This window comes from Streptomyces sp. NPDC052023 (assembly GCF_044548465.1).
GTDB lineage: Bacteria > Actinomycetota > Actinomycetes > Streptomycetales > Streptomycetaceae > Streptomyces.
On sequence record NZ_JBIUBW010000001.1, the window covers coordinates 639,758 to 654,218 of the forward strand.

General features: G+C 74.9%; 11 protein-coding genes. 9 read left to right on the plus strand and 2 right to left on the minus strand.

The window, feature by feature from the left end; genetic code table 11:
* Positions 1-11: 11 nt before the first annotated feature.
* The 4 genes from ACIHCM_RS02970 to ACIHCM_RS02985 all read left to right on the plus strand — a co-directional run bounded on the left by ACIHCM_RS02970 (position 12) and on the right by ACIHCM_RS02985 (position 4,361).
* Complete coding sequence (locus ACIHCM_RS02970; protein WP_399888148.1) at positions 12-800, plus strand: ABC transporter ATP-binding protein; 789 nt, start codon at positions 12-14, stop codon at positions 798-800.
* Entirely contained in the window at positions 787-1,683 is an 897-nt protein-coding gene (locus ACIHCM_RS02975) for an ABC transporter permease (RefSeq protein ID WP_399888150.1), read from the plus strand. Before ACIHCM_RS02970 ends, ACIHCM_RS02975 begins: the two co-directional genes overlap by 14 nt.
* Before the next feature lie 40 nt (positions 1,684-1,723).
* A complete protein-coding gene (locus ACIHCM_RS02980) occupies positions 1,724-2,998 on the plus strand; it encodes a PucR family transcriptional regulator (RefSeq protein ID WP_399888152.1) in 1,275 nt (424 codons plus the stop codon).
* Between the two features lie 250 nt (positions 2,999-3,248).
* A complete protein-coding gene (locus ACIHCM_RS02985) occupies positions 3,249-4,361 on the plus strand; it encodes an MBL fold metallo-hydrolase (protein ID WP_399888154.1) in 1,113 nt (370 codons plus the stop codon).
* On the opposite strand, the gene ACIHCM_RS02990 is transcribed toward ACIHCM_RS02985, so the two are convergent.
* Both ACIHCM_RS02990 and ACIHCM_RS02995 read right to left on the minus strand, forming a co-directional pair.
* Positions 4,289-5,632, minus strand: a complete 1,344-nt coding sequence (locus tag ACIHCM_RS02990) for a PucR family transcriptional regulator (RefSeq protein WP_399888156.1) — start codon at positions 5,630-5,632, stop codon at positions 4,289-4,291. The two genes, ACIHCM_RS02985 and ACIHCM_RS02990, sit on opposite strands and share 73 nt — an antisense overlap.
* 3 nt (positions 5,633-5,635) lie before the next feature.
* A complete protein-coding gene (locus ACIHCM_RS02995) occupies positions 5,636-5,788 on the minus strand; it encodes a hypothetical protein (RefSeq protein ID WP_393104001.1) in 153 nt (50 codons plus the stop codon).
* A 367-nt stretch (positions 5,789-6,155) separates the two neighbouring features.
* Here ACIHCM_RS02995 and ACIHCM_RS03000 point away from each other — a divergent pair, with 367 nt between their 5' ends.
* The 5 genes from ACIHCM_RS03000 to ACIHCM_RS03020 are packed head-to-tail and all read left to right on the plus strand — an operon-like array spanning position 6,156 to position 14,452.
* Positions 6,156-7,307 (plus strand): glycosyltransferase family 4 protein, encoded by a 1,152-nt coding sequence (locus ACIHCM_RS03000; protein ID WP_399888158.1) that lies wholly within the window; start codon positions 6,156-6,158, stop codon positions 7,305-7,307.
* Positions 7,304-8,134 (plus strand): class I SAM-dependent methyltransferase, encoded by an 831-nt coding sequence (locus ACIHCM_RS03005; protein WP_399888160.1) that lies wholly within the window; start codon positions 7,304-7,306, stop codon positions 8,132-8,134. The genes ACIHCM_RS03000 and ACIHCM_RS03005 overlap by 4 nt, the downstream gene beginning before the upstream one ends.
* The gene (locus ACIHCM_RS03010; protein ID WP_399888162.1) at positions 8,131-12,435 is read left to right on the plus strand and encodes an alpha-(1->3)-arabinofuranosyltransferase family protein; all 4,305 of its coding nucleotides are present in this window, start codon (positions 8,131-8,133) and stop codon (positions 12,433-12,435) included. Before ACIHCM_RS03005 ends, ACIHCM_RS03010 begins: the two co-directional genes overlap by 4 nt.
* Entirely contained in the window at positions 12,432-13,727 is a 1,296-nt protein-coding gene (locus ACIHCM_RS03015; protein ID WP_399888164.1) for a condensation protein, read from the plus strand. Before ACIHCM_RS03010 ends, ACIHCM_RS03015 begins: the two co-directional genes overlap by 4 nt.
* On the plus strand, positions 13,724-14,452 hold the full coding sequence (locus ACIHCM_RS03020) for a class I SAM-dependent methyltransferase (protein ID WP_399888166.1): 729 nt from the start codon (positions 13,724-13,726) through the stop codon (positions 14,450-14,452). Before ACIHCM_RS03015 ends, ACIHCM_RS03020 begins: the two co-directional genes overlap by 4 nt.
* Positions 14,453-14,461: the final 9 nt, after the last annotated feature.

Consider the following 14,461-nt stretch of genomic DNA (forward strand, 5'->3'; position numbering starts at 1 on the left):
GAATCGATCTCATGTCAGAAACGATGCTGCACACCGGCGCACCGGCCCGTCCCGTCCTGCCGGCCGAGGCGGGGCGCGCGGCCGTACGCCTCACCCATGTCTCCAAGTGGTTCGGCACCGCCGGGCGCCGTCAGACCGTGCTCGACGACATCGGGCTGACGGTCGGCCGCGGCGAGTTCGTCTGTGTGCTGGGCGCCTCCGGCTGCGGCAAGTCCACGCTGCTCAACCTGGTCGCGGGCCTGGACCGGCCGTCCACCGGCGCCATCGACGTGCCCGGCGGGCGGCGGCCCGCGCTGATGTTCCAGGACCACGCCCTGTTCCCGTGGCTGAGCGCCGGGCGGAACGTCGAACTCGCCCTGCGGCTGCGCGGGGTGCCGCGGCGCGACCGGCCCGGCGAGGCGCGGCGGCTGCTCGATCTGGTCCGGCTGAAGGACGCGTACGGCAAGCGGATACACGAGCTGTCCGGCGGGATGCGCCAGCGCGTCGCCCTGGCCCGCGCGCTGGCCCAGGACGCGGACGTGCTGCTGATGGACGAGCCGTTCGCCGCGCTCGACGCCATCACCCGCGACGTGCTGCACGAGGAACTCGCCCGTATCTGGGCGGAGAACGGCCTCACCGTCCTGTTCGTCACCCACAACGTCCGCGAAGCGGTACGGCTCGGGCAGCGGGTCGTGCTGCTGTCCTCCCGGCCGGGCCGGATCGCCCGCGAGTGGAGCGCCGACGGCACCCCGGAGGCCGCGCTGACGGCCCTGATCACCGACGCGTTACGGGAGGAGATCCGCCGCCATGGGCGCCGGTGAGACGGTCGCGACCCGGAAGGTGCGTGAGACGGCGGCCGTCGAGGCGGGCCTGGACGCGCTGGACAGCGCGCCCACCGGGTCCGCCAGGACGCCCGTCGGGCGGCTGCTGCGGCAACGGCTGGTGCCGCCCCTGGTGGCCGTCGTGCTGGTGCTGCTCGCCTGGCAGGCCGCGTACGAGGCCGGGCTCAAGCCGGACTATCTGCTGCCCTCCCCCGCCGACGTGGGACGGGCGCTGTCCGGTCAGTGGTACGAGGGGACGCTGTTCTCCACGGTGTGGACCAGCATGGAGCGGGGCGCGCTCGGCTTCGCGGCGGCCGTGCTGCTCGGGACCGCGCTGGGGCTGCTGCTGAGCGCGGTGCGGCCGGTCCGGGTCGCGCTCGGGCCGGTGCTGTCCGGACTGCAGTCGCTGCCGTCGGTCGCGTGGGTGCCGGCCGCGGTGGTGTGGTTCGGGCTGACCGACGCGACGATCTACGCCGTGATCCTGCTCGGTGCCGTGCCGTCCGTCGCGAACGGGCTGCTGGCCGGGGTCGACCAGGTGCCGCCGCTGTATCTGCGGGCCGGGCGGGTGCTCGGCGCCACCGGGGCCGCGCGGGTGCGGTACGTGCTGCTGCCGGCCGCGCTGCCCGGCTATCTGGCCGGCCTCAAACAGGGCTGGGCGTTCTCCTGGCGGTCCCTGATGGCCGCCGAACTCATCGCCAGTTCCCCGGAGCTGGGGCTGGGCCTGGGCCAGCTCCTGGAGAACGCCCGCTCCTACCAGGACATGGCGCTGGTGCTCGCCACCATCGGGGAGATCCTCGTCGTGGGCATCGCGGTGGACCTCCTGCTGTTCGCTCCGCTGGAGCGGCGGGTGCTGCGGTCCCGGGGTCTGGCGGGGGCCGGTTGACGGGGGCGCCGGCGGGGGCCGCGTCTGCTGTACTGGCCGGGTGAGCGGGTCGTCGTGGCTGCTGCGGCTGGCGCCCTCGGCGGCGCCGCCGGAACCGGTGTGCTCGCCCGAGACCCTGGCCGCGGCGCGGGCGCCGCTCGGGCCGGGGCCGGTCGGCTGGGCCGTCGAGGTCGCCCGGGACATGGCGGCGCACATCGTGCGGCAGGTGCCCGAGCACGGCGGGCCGGGGGCGTACCCGCCGTTCCACCGGGCCGTGGAGGCGACCGTGCTCCAGGCGCTGCGCGGGTTGCTCACCGAGCCGGAGCCGACGGGTGCGCTGGTGGTGCCCGAGGCGGTGGCGGGCAATGCCGAACTGGCCCGCCGCAACGTGCCGTTGGAGCGCGTGCTGCGCGGTGTGCGGCTCGGGCACGCGTATCTGCACGGGCGGCTGATGGAGGCACTCGACAAGGAGCCGGACGAGGTCCGGTCCCAGGAGAGCCACCGGGTCAGCGAGCTGCTGTTCGTCTACGCCGACGTGCAGGCCAGCCGGCTCGCCGAGGAGTACGTCGCCGAGCGGGACCGGTGGCGGCGCGGCCGGGAGGCGGCGCGCCGCAGGATCGTCGACGAACTGCTGGGCGGCCGGCCGGCCGGCGGGGCGGTCGCCGCCCGCACGCTCGGTTACGAACTGGCCCGCCATCACGTGGCGTTCATCGTCACCACCGCTTCGCCCGAGGCCACCTCGACGGACGAACTGAGGTCGCTGGCAGGCGAGCTGGGCCGGGCGGCCGGGGCGGAGAACCTGCTGAGTGTGGCGGCGGGCAGCGCCGAGCTGTGGGCGTGGGCCTGCTGGTCGGCCGAGCCGCCGAGGGACGCCCTGGCCGGGCTGCCCCGGCTGGTCCCCGAACGCCGCCCGCTGCGGGCCGCGCTGGGACCGGTGGGGTACGGCCCCGAAGGCTTCCGGCGCAGCCACCGCGGCGCCCGCGAGGCCCGGCGCGTGGACCGTTTCGGCCACACCGGCTGGCTGTGCGACTACGCCGATGTGAGCACGGCCGCCCTGCTGACCGCGGACGTGGAACACGCCCGGTGGTTCGCCGCACGCGTCCTCGGGGGGCTGGGCGCCGACGATCCGCGGGTGCGGGAGCTGCGGGAGACGCTCCGCGTGTATCTGGCGGAGGGGCGCAGCCCCCAGGGAGCGGCCGAGCGGTTGTTCGTGGCGCGGAACACGGTGACGTATCGGGTGCGGCGGGCGGTGGAGCTGTTGGGGCGGCCTTTGGAGCAGGATGCGTTGGAGCTGCGGATGGCGTTGGAGATCGTGCGGTTGCTGGGGTCGGGGTAGTGCCGGGATGTGTCGTCGTTCGGCTGCGGCGCCGTGGTGGTTGATCGCGCCGTACCCCGTGGCCCCTTCAGGGCGTTGCATGAGGCCGGTGTCCCAAAAGGGCGAGGGAGTTTGGGGTGCCGGACCAAAGCCCGCAGGGGCTTGTGGTCGTTGACTGCTTGACGAGGGTGAACCTTCCGGGGCCCGGCAGGGCAACGGGAGGACAACAGCACCCGACTTCGCTCCCCCTTCAGCCTCCCCGGGATCCGCCATGCCCAAGTTCCCCGCGCCCACTCGCCGCACCCTCCTCCGTACCGCCGCTGCCGCCTCCGGAGTCGGCGCGGTCGCCGCGCTTCCCCTGCGCCCCACCCCGGCGGTCGCCGAACCGCACAAGGGCACCCAGCTGGTGCTGCTGGGCACCAGCGGCGGCCCCGTCCCCATGCACGGGCGGTCCGGCATCTGCTCCGCGCTGGTCGTCGACGGGCGGGTCTACCTCGTGGACTGCGGGCCGGGCACGTTCGCCCGGTACGCGCAGGCCTGGCTGACGCCGGAGCAGCTGACCGCGGTGTTCGTCACGCATCTGCACTCGGACCATCTGTCGGACCTGTACCCGCTGCTGTGGCTGCGCTTCGGCGGCTTCCAGCCGCTCGGCGGGCCCGTGCACATCTACGGGCCCGGTTCCGCCGGGACCCTGCCCGCCGTCCACCCCGCCGGACGCAGCGTGCGCACCGTGTGCCCGTCGGCGCCCGCACCGGGCACGAAGGACCTGATCGCCGGGCACATCGACGCCACCGCCTACGACATCAACGTCCGGACGCGCAGTGAGGGCTGGCCCGACATCCGGGAGCTGGTGGTGGCGCACGACATCCGGTTCCGCCCGCCGAGGGGCGCCGGGCCGCGCAAGCTGATGGCGCCGCCGATGGAGCCGTTCGAGGTGATGCGCGACGAGCGGGTACGGGTCACGGCGGTACTGGTGGAACATCCGCCGGTCTACCCGTCCTTCGCCTTCCGCTTCGACACCGCGGACGGATCGGTCGTGTTCAGCGGAGACACCGCCCCGTGCGGCAACGTGGCGCGGCTGGCGCGCGGCGCGGACGTCCTGGTGCACGAGGTGATGGACCTGGACACGCTCGCCCTCGGCGGGCTGAAACCGGCGCAGCAGCGGCACATGGAGATCAGCCACACCGACGCCGGCCTGGTCGGCCCGCTGGCGGCACGCGCCGGTGTGCCGACGCTCGTCCTCAGCCATCTGGTGCCCGGCGCCACCAACATCGTCCCGGACACCACCTGGCACGCCAAGGCGAGCCGGGGCTACTCCGGGCGCGTGGTCGTCGGGCGCGACCTCACCTGCCTTCCCGTCGGCGGCGCCGCCCGGCGGGACTGAGCACGGTCCCGGCCGATCTCGCCCCGCAACCGCCGGGCGCGCAGCACCAGTTCCAGTTCGAAGCGCCGGTCCGGGTCGTCGATCTCGTCGCCCCACAGCTCCCGTATCTGCCGCAACCGGTACCGGACGGTCTGAGGATGCACACCGAGCCGCTCCGCGACCTCCGGCGCCCCGCCGCGCGTCTCCAGCCAGGCCAGCAGCGTCTCCGCGAGCCGACGCGCGTGCGCGGGGCCGCAGTGCGCGAGCGGGGCGAGGCAGCGCGACGCCAGGTCGTCGAGGAGTTCCTCGGGCTGGAGCAGCACCAGCGCCTCGGTGTGCTCGGTGCAGAACAGCACCTCCCCGGCGGGCAGCAGCCGTCGCTCCATCAGGCGTACGGCGGCCTCTGCCCAGCGCAGCGACTTCGCGGCGTCCGCCAGCGGCACCGGCGGCCCGATGGCGCCCGCCCAGCCGCCGAGCGCGCGTTGCAGCAGCTCGGGCCGTCCGGCGGCATCCGGTTCGGGCACCACCATGCGGGGCTGCTCGTACTCCAGGTCGAGCAGCACGCCCTGCCCGACGGCGGGGGCGAGCGCCTCCCGCGCCGGGCGCAGCAGCACCCCGACCGCGACCTTGTCGGGCAGCTGCCAGCCGATCCGGGCGGCGCGTTCGGCGAGGGCGTCGGCGGGGTCGCCGCGGTGGCGTTCGGCGAGCAGCAGCTCCATCAGCCGGCGCTGCAGGCGCAGCCGTTCCCCCGCCTGGCGGGCGGCGGCCTCGGCGTAGCCGCGCACGGACTGGTCGACCAGACCGTCGAGGTACTCGTAGCCCGCGTCGACCAGCTCGTACATCGCGGGTGGCGGGATCTCCACGCGCTGGCCGATGTCGGCGAAGCGGCGCCAGGCCAGACGTACCCCCATCCGGTAGATCGCCTGGAGCGAGTCCAGGGTGCGGCCGTTGAGGCCCTCGCCACGGCCGAACTCCTGGAAGACGCCGGGCGGCACGGTGGGACGGCCCGTCGAGTAGTCGGCGTGCTCCAGGTGCTGCACGAACACCTCGATGGCGCGCCGGATGCCGACCAGCGCCATCGGCTCGCCGTTCTCGTCCAGCACGAGCGGCAGGTGCGGGTACTCGCGGCGGATCTCGCGCAGGATCTCCTCGGCCAGCGCGGGCGCCTCGGCCATGGCGATCCCCGCGAATCTGCGCACCTGGAGCCGAGGCACCTCGTGCCACGCGGAACGGGAGACCCCGGCCGTGCCGGTGGCGGCGGGCGGGGTGACGGTTGCCGGGCGGGCGGTCACCGGTCAGCTCCCCTGGCCCGCTTGTTCGTAGGTGATCAGGGGGCTGTTGGGCTGCTCGGGGGTGGCTTCGAGCAGCGCGACGACGCCGAGCGCGGCGCCCACCGCGAGGGCGGCCGCGACCACGACGGTCACGGTGGCGGCGATCAGTCTGGACATGCGAGGTCAGCCTCTCTGGTCCGGAGGTCGTCCCGCCCCGGTGCCCACCCCTGCCCGTCGGCCCAGTGTCGGCACGGGCCGGGTAGCCGTCAAGGCCCGGAATCGGACCGGGGCTCACATTGTGACGTGCCGTCAGGTACAACAAGCAACGAAATTGTCATGTGCGTGAGTAGCCGTGACGAACGCCTCGGCGAAAACTGTCCAACCCCACCCCGCGCACATCCCGTCCACAGGTCCCAGCCAGGCAAGGCAAAGAAACCGTCCTTCCCCACAGCAGAACCCTCCCCACAGCAGTACCTCCCTTCCCCACAGGCAACCTCCCCTCCCCCACATCGAGTTCCGCACCCCGAGACGAGTTGGAGCACCCATGCCCCAGCACGTACCGCCGCCGCTGCGCACCGCGCTCCCCCGGCCGCAGCAGCGGCACCCGGCGCTCCCCCCACCCCCGCGCCGCATCGTCTTCCTCGCGCACCGGGACCTCGGCAACCCGGCGGCGGGCGGCTCCGAGCTGCTCGTCGACCGGCTGGCCGAGGGCCTCACCCGCCTCGGCCACCAGGTCACGCTGCTGTGCGGCGGCCCGGCGGCGTTCCGCGACTACCGGGTCGTCTCCGCGGGCGGCACCTACGGCCACTACCTGCGCGCCCGCTCGGCCTTCGCCCGCCAGGTCGGCGACTGCGACCTGCTGGTCGAGGTCTGCAACGGCATGCCCTACCTCGCCCCCCTGTGGCACCGCGGCCCCACCCTCTGCCTGGTCAACCACGTCCACTCCGACCTGTGGCGGATGCGCTTCGGCGGCCCGCTCGCGCCCGCCGCCCGGATCGGCCGGCGCCTGGAGCACTGGGCGCTGACCGGTGCGCAGTCCCACGGTCTGCTGGTCGCGGTCTCCCCCTCCACCGCCCACGCGCTGCGCGCGCTCGGCGTGGCACGCGAACGCATCCGGGTGGTCCCCAACGGCGTGGAGGAGCCCGGCCCGCTCGCCGAACGCTCCCCCGAGCCGCTGTTCGTGGCGGTCGGCCGGCTCGTCGAGTACAAGCGCGTCGATCTGCTGCTGCGGCTGTGGGAGCGGGTCCGCCCGGTCACCGGCGGCCGTCTGGTGATCGTGGGCGACGGCCCCGAACGGGAACGGCTCGCCGCACTGGCCGGTCCTGGGGTCGAGTTCACCGGGCATGTCTCCGAGGCCGAGAAGCACCGCCTGCTGTGTGCGGCCTGGCTGCTGCTGCATCCGTCGGCGGTGGAGGGCTGGGGCCTGGTGGTGACCGAGGCCGCCGCGCGCGGGACCCCGGCGATCGGCTTCGACGTGCCCGGCCTGCGGGACTCCGTCGTCGACGGCGAGACCGGCGTCCTGGCAGCCGGCGAGTCCTCCTTCGCGGCGGCCTGGTGCACGCTGGCCCTGTCGGCACACCGCCGGGAGCTCATGGGCAAGGCGGCCCTCGAACACGCCGCCCGGTACCGGTGGGACCGTACGGTGCTGCAGTTCCGGGCGGTTGCCGCGGAAGCGGTGCGGGGCTGGACGCCATGACGCCCCCGCGCCGTACGCCCGCGGCCGACCGGCGACTGCGGGTCGGCCGTGGTCGATCGCGCAGTTCCCCGCCCCCCTCCACGGCGTCACCTCACCGGGGGTTCAAGGATCCGTCGTTCCGGCGCTCCCTCGCCCTCTTCCGGGCCTTCCTGCGCGAGCAGGACGACCCCGGCGCCTGCTACTCGCTGCTCGCCCGGGACGCCGCCGACCAGGTGGAGGCGTACGACGGTCCCGTCGCCGGGCGGGTCGTCGTCGACGTCGGCGGGGGCGGCGGGCACTTCACGGAGGAGTTCCGGCGGCGCGGCGCGCACGCCTACCTCTTCGAGCCCGACGTGACCGAACTGGGCGAGAAGCCGCCCGACGGCACGGTGGTCGCCGACGGCTACCTGCTGCCGCTGCCCGACGGGGTCGCCGACGTGACGTTCTCCTCCAACGTCCTGGAGCACGTGGCCGACCCGCAGACCTTCCTCAGTGAACTGGCACGCGTCACACGGCCGGGCGGTCTGATCTACGTCTCCTTCACCAACTGGCTCTCCCCGTGGGGCGGCCACGAGTGGGCCCCCTGGCACTACTTCGGCGCCGACCGGGCCCGCGCCCGCTACCGCCGCAGGACCGGAAGGCCCGCCAAGCACACCCTCGGCGAGAACCTCTTCGCCGTGCACATCGGCCCCACCCTGCGGCAGGTCCGCGCCCGCGACGACGTCACGCTCGTCACGGCGCGCTCCCGCTACTGGCCGTTCCTCACGGAGGCCGTCGTCAAGGCGCCCGGTATCCGCGAGGTGGCCACCTGGAATCTCCTCCTCATCCTCCGGCGGTGTCCCCCATGACGACCACGGTCCAGGCCCCACCTCCCGCAGCCGTCCCCACCACCGCGACCGCCGCGGGCCCCCCGGAGGGCCCGCGGTCGCGGCGCTGGCTGCTGGGGTTCTGGGCCGTGGTCCTCGTGCTGTTCCTGGTGGTGCGGCCGGGCCGGCAGACCTTCGACACCAAGCTCGGGGTGACCGTCGACCCGGGCCGGTTCCTCGCCGACCTCGGCCAGTTGTGGCACGACCGGGGCGGCTTCGGCGGCATCCAGGACCAGTACGCCGGCTATCTGTGGCCGATGCTCCCCTTCCACTGGCTGTGCCGCGCGGTCGACCTGCCGGTGTGGCTCGCGGAGCGCCTGTGGATGTCGCTGGTCGTGTCGGTCGCCTTCTGGGGGGCGCTGCGGCTGGCCGAGCGGCTGCGCGTCGGCAGCGGGGCCACCCGGCTGCTCGCCGCGCTGGCGTACGCGCTGTGGCCGCTGTTCACGACCGTCGTCGGCTCGACGTCCGCCGCCGCGCTGCCCGGGGCCTTCCTGCCGTGGGTGCTGCTGCCGCTGACCGGTGAGCGTTACTCGGCCCGGGTGGCCGCGCTGCGTTCGGCGCTGGTCATCCCCTTCATGGGCGGCGTGAACGCGGCCTCGACGCTGGCGTCGCTGCTTCCGGTGGGCCTGTATCTGCTGTCCCGTCCGCCCGGCCCACGGCAGCGCAAGCTGATCGCCTGGTGGGTGCCGGGCGTGGTCGTGGCGACGGCCTGGTGGTGGATACCGCTGCTGCTGCTCGGCGCCTACGGCGAGAACTTCCTTCCCTACATCGAGACGTCCCGGACCACGACCGACACCATGGCGGCCACCGAGGCGCTGCGCGGCGCCGGGAACTGGGTGGCGTATCTGCATTTCGGCGAGGCGTGGCTGCCGGCCGGCTGGACGGTGGTGTCCTCGGCGCTCGTGGTGGTCTGCTCGGCGCTCGCCGCCGGACTGGGGCTGGCCGGGCTGGCGCGGCGGGACATGCCGGAGCGGCGCTGGCTGGTGCTGACCGTGCTCGTGACCGGGCTGGTCCTGCTCGCCGGATACGGCGGCGCGTTCGGGGCGCCCTTCCACGGGACCGTGCAGGACTGGCTGAACGGCTGGCTGGCGCCGTTCCGGAACATCTACAAGTTCCAGACGGGCCTGGCCCTCGCCCTGGTCCTCGGCCTCGCCCACCTGGTGGCGGTGGCCGCCGAGCCGCGTGGCGCCCGGCCGGTGCGCGGCCGCCGGTTCGCCCCGCTGGTCGCGGCGGTGCTGGTGCTGCCGGGGCTGGTGTGGCCGTACGTCAACGGGTCGATCCTCAATGCCGGTTCCTTCCAGGAGCTCCCGAAGTACTGGCGGGCCACCGCCGACTGGCTGGAGAAGTACTCCCCCGACTCCCGGGCCCTGGTCGTCCCGGCCACCGCGCACGGCATCCACACCTGGGGCTCCACCATCGACCAGCCCCTCGACGTGCTCGCCGGGTCCCGCTGGGCCCAGCGGGACTACGTCCCCTTCGGCACGCCCGGCAACCGCCGCGCGATGGACGCCGTGGAGCAGGCCCTGCTGACCGGTGCCGAAGTCCCGGGCCTGGCCGACTTCCTGAGCCGCGCGGGCATCCACTACGTCGTGGTCCGCAACGACCTCGACCCCGATCAGCTCGGTGCCGTCCCCACCACGACGGTCAAGCGCACGCTGGAGCAGTCCGGCTACCGGCGGGTGACCGGGCTCGGTCCGGTCATGACCGGCGGCCGGATCGCCGACGACACCCCGCTCCAGGTCGAGGGGCTCTATCCGCGCCAGCGGGCGGTGGAGATCTACCGGCCGGGCGGCGAGGGCGTACCCCGGCCCGGGCAGGCCGCCCTGCACGCGATCGCCGACACGGCCGTCGTCTCCGGCGGCCCCGAGTCGCTGCTGCCGCTCGCCGCCGCGCTGCGCGGCCGGGCGACCGTGCTGTCCGGCGACAACCACCCGGGACTCGGCTCGCCGCAGCTGCAGGTGACCGGCGACGGGCTGCGCCGCGCCGACACGCGGTTCGGGCTGGTCAACGCCAACACGTCGTACACGTACACCCGGGACGAGCGGAACGCGCCGGGCGCCCACCAGGACGCCGGTGAGCCGCCGCACCAGATCCTGCCGGTGTCCGGGACCCGCCACCAGACGGTCGCCGAGCTGCGCGGGGCGCGGTCGGTGACGGCGTCCTCGTACGGCAACTGGCTGTTCCACCTACCGCAGTTCGACCCCGTCGGCGCCTTCGACGGCGACCCGGCCACGGCGTGGGCGGAGGGCTCGGTCACCTCGCCGAACGGACAGTGGCTGCGCATCGAGTTCGCCGGCACGGGCGAGTACGACATGCCGTCGTCCTTCGAGGTGACGCCGCTGCCGCAGGAAAGCGTGCGGGCAGCCGCCACGCGCGTGCGGGTGGAGACGGAGCGCGGGTCGGTGACCAGCTTCCTCCAGCCGAACGGCATGACGCAGAGCGTGCGGGCTCCGGCGGGCGCGACCGGCTGGATGAAGCTGACGATCGTCGACTCGGTGGCCCGCCGGGCCGGGCTGACCGGGGCGGGCTTCGCCGAGATACAGCTGCCGGACGTGCAGGTGACGCGCATGCTGCGGCTGCCCTCGGACGTCTCCGCGGCGCCCTCGGAGGTCATCTCCCTGCACCGCCCGGCCGACCCCACCGGCCTCTCCCGGACCGGGACCGAGGCGGGCCTGCACCGCAGCTTCCGCACGGCCGGTTCGGGGACGTACGAGGTGACGGCGAGCGCGGTGCCGGTGCCGGGCGAGGAACTGGACCGGCTGCTCTACGAGATCGCGCCCGGCCGGCAGCAGCGGATCACCGCCACCGCCGACTCCACCGCCCGGCTGGGCGCGGGCCTCGCCGCGCGCAACCTCACCGACGGCGATCTGACGACCGCGTGGATCGCGGGTGACCGGCCCACGGTCCAGCTGCGCTGGGAGGGCAAGCAGCCGGTCAGCGAGCTGGTACTGGCGGCGGCCGGCGGGCTGTCCAGCCGCCCCACGCAGGTGCGCATCAGCTCCCCCGACGGCGCGGCGAGCGCCGGTGTGGACGAGAACGGCTGGGTGCGCTTCCCGGCGATCACGACCGACCGCCTGGAGATCACGGTCACCGGGACGGCTCCGCTCACCCTCCACAACCCGGTCGTCGACGAGGCCCTGCAACTGCCGGTGGGCCTGACCGAGGCCTACCTCCCGGCCCTCGACAGCTACCGGACCCCGCAGCCCCGCCCCGACCGGGAGTTCTCCCTGCCGTGCGGCGAGGGACCGCTGCTGGCGGTCGACGGCGAGCTGTACCGGACCGGCGTCACGGGCACGGTGAGGGACCTGACGGAGCGCCGGCCGGTGCAGGTGACCCTGTGCCCGGAGCGCGGTCTGCACCTGTCCGAGGGCACGCACCGCGTCGAGGCGGGCGACGCCGGACCGCTGGTCCTGACGGACGTGACGCTGACCCGGGGCACGCTGACAGAACCGGTGTCGACCGGCCGTGACCTGCGGATACGGGACTGGCTCGGCGACCGCCGGGAGGTGACGGCCGGCGCGGGCGCGGCCTCGTACCTGACGACGTACGAGAACTACAACGACGGCTGGCGGGCCACGCTGAACGGCGAGGAGCTCACCCCGGTCCGGCTGGACGGCTGGCAGCAGGGCTGGCGCGTCCCGGCCGGCGCGGGCGGCACGATCAGGCTGTCGTACGAGCCGGCGACGACGTACGAGGCGGGGCTGATCGGCGGTGGAGTGGGGCTGGCCGCGCTCGTCGGCCTGGTCGTCTGGCGCCGGCGCGCACCCAACCCCGACGCCCCCCAGCCGGTGCCCCCGCCGCCGGGGCTGTCGCTGGGCACGGTGGCGCTGACGCTGGTGGGCGTGGTGATCGCCGGATGGTTCGCGCTGCTGGTGCCGGCGCTGGCGGTGCTGGCGCACCGGCGGCACGCGCTGCTGGTGCCGATCGCGTTCGGGGCGCTCGCGGCGGCGGGCGTGGTCGCGGCGATCGGGGCGGGCGAACCCGCCGGGGAAGGGGTGGGCGCCTTCTCGCCGGTGGCCCAGCTGCCGGCGCTGATCGGCCTGTTCGCCGCCCTGGTGGGCGTGCGGGAGCGCGCCGGCGATCCGGGTACGACGGCGGTGCTGCCGGTGGTGCCCCCGCCGGCGGGTACGACGCCGGCGCCCCCGGGGGCGGACCCCACGAAGCCGTTGCCCCGGCGCACGAGGCCGGCGCAGGAGCCGTTCCCGCGCGCCGAGGCCGGACCGCCCGTCTCGGCACGCGGTCCGGGCAGTCCGGAGCCCAAGGGGGGAGACGACGGCCGATGACCGCACTGGAGAACGTGCCGCCCCGCACGCCGCAACGGCTGCCGTTCCCGGTGGTGGACGAGGTGGCACGCCACTGCCGGCAGGACGAGGAACCGGAGACGGTCCACATCGAGGTCCGCCTCCCCGGCCGGCTGGACCCGGCGCGGCTGCGCCGGGCCTTCGGCGAGGCCCTGCGCCGCCACCCGCGTGTCCTGATGCGCGAGGCCCCGGGCCCGTGGTGGCGCCGGCGCTACGAATGGGAGCTGACCGAGGCCCCGGACGTGGAGGTGGTGAGCTTTCCGCGACCGGGGAGGGACGCGCTGCGGGACGCGCGGACGCGGGCCCTGTCCCACGCGCCCGCGCTCTCGCTGTCCCCGCCGATCCGCCTGGAGGTCGTGGCGGGCCCCCAGGACGAGGGCACGGCCCTGGTCCTCACCGTCAACCACGTCGCCCTCGACGGCCCGGCCTGCCTGCGCGTCCTGGCCACGGCCGCCGAGCTGTACGGCGGCAAGGACAACTCCCCCGCCGCCCCACCCGTCCGTACGGCCACCGTTGAACCGGCCGCCGGTGCCGCCCCCTCCCACTGGACCCCACCGGCACGCGTGGCCCCCGGCACCCCCGGGCCCACCCCCGGGAACGACGTCCTGGTCACCGAACTCCCCCTCCCGCACCGCCCCAAGGGCGCCCCCTACACGGTCAACGACCAGCTCATGGTCGCCACCGCCCTGACCCTCGCCGCCTGGAACCGCGAACACGGCGCCCGCCCCCGCCCGCTGCGCATCACCATGCCGGTCGACGACCGCCCCCGTGATGCGACGATGCCGATCGGCAACGGCACCCGTCTGGTCGAAGTCCCCTTCGCACCGGACGAGTTGAGCGAGGCCCTGACCGGCATGCCCGGCCTGCTGCACCGCACCGCCACCCGCACCCGCGCCCTGAAGTCCCTGCCGCGCCCCCAACTCGGCCACGGGGCCGCCCTCCTGACCGCCCCCGTCCTGCCGGTCCCCTGGCGCGGGGCGCTCGCCCGGGCCCTGCGCCGGGCCGCCGCCCCCTGGACGTCCACCACGCTGCTGAGCAACATCGGCCGCATCCCGTACTCCCTGGACTTCGGCGAGGAGGCCGGTCGCGCGCACGCGGTCTGGTTCTCGGCACCGGCCCGGATGCCCCGCGGCCTGACCTTCACCACCGCCTCCACAGCGGGCCGCCTGCACCTGGCCCTGCGCTGGTCGCGCACCCTTCTCGGCCCCGGCGACGGCGCCCGTCTGCGGGAGCTGTTCGCGCACCACCTGCACGCGACGGAGGTCACCCGATGACCACCACCGCACCCCCCGAGGGCCTGCGCGACTTCTACGAGAACCCGGCCGTCCCGGTCGCCTCCGGCACCCCCCGCAGCCTCCGCCAGGCCCGCATGCTCGCCACCGCCCTCGGCGAGGGCACCGCGCCGAGCCTCATCCTCGACGTCGGCTGCGGCGACGGCACCGCCGCGGCGACCGCCGCCCCTCTGCTGCCCGGCCACCGCATCATCGGCGTCGACTGGTCCCAGGACGCCCTGGACCGGGCCCGCCCCCGCCTGGCGTACGCCGTCCGCGGTGAACTCACCGACGGCGGGCTGCCGTTCCGCACCGCCGCCGTGGACGCCGTCCTGTTCAGCGAGGTGATCGAGCACCTGGTCGACCCGGACGCCGCCCTCGACGAGCTGCGCCGCGTGCTGCGCCCCGGCGGCCATCTGATGCTCTCCACCCCCAACCTCGCGGCCTGGTACAACCGCGCCTTGCTGCTGGCAGGCGTCCAGCCCGTCTTCTCCGAGGTGAGCCTGCGCGCGATCCACGGCCGCCCGGGCCGGGAGGTCGTGGGACATCTGCGGCTGTACACCGCCCGCGCGCTGCGGGAGTTCGTCGCGGCGGCCGGCTTCGAGGTCGTACGGCTCGAAGGGGCGCCCTTCCACGGCGTACCGCGTCCGCTGCGGGCGCTGGACCGGCTCGCCTGCGCCCGGCCGGCCCTGGCCTCCATCCTGCTCCTGCACGCCCGCAGGGCGTAGCCCGTGTGG